1 protein-coding gene is annotated in these 281 nt (G+C 48.4%); it reads right to left on the bottom strand.

The features are described from left to right. Positions 1-281, bottom strand: a 281-nt coding sequence (locus AB9K32_RS00145) for a hypothetical protein (RefSeq protein WP_369884011.1), incomplete at both ends; no start/stop codon positions are given.

Raw genomic sequence — 281 nt, 5'->3', positions numbered from 1 at the left:
GAATTGTTCCCGATCGCCGTAGTGTTGTTGGCGATGTCCGCGGCATTGGCCGCTACTCCGGCGCTATCGTCCAAACCTGAAATGTCAACAACCGGATTATTGCCCAATTCATTGGAGTATGTCAATTCTCCAGTTGCATCGTTATAGGACAAGGAGGTATTGGTCTCTGCAATGGATACCGAGGCAACATTCAAATATAGCGCCCCATCTGAACCAAAGGTTATATTGTTGTTCAGGTCCGAACTGATCAAATCGATAGATTCAGTCCCGCCCCCATCGGT

The sequence above is a fragment of the Allomuricauda sp. XS_ASV26 genome (genome assembly GCF_041224615.1).
GTDB lineage: Bacteria > Bacteroidota > Bacteroidia > Flavobacteriales > Flavobacteriaceae > Flagellimonas > Flagellimonas alginolytica.
This window is presented reverse-complemented; position numbering and strand designations above follow the sequence as displayed.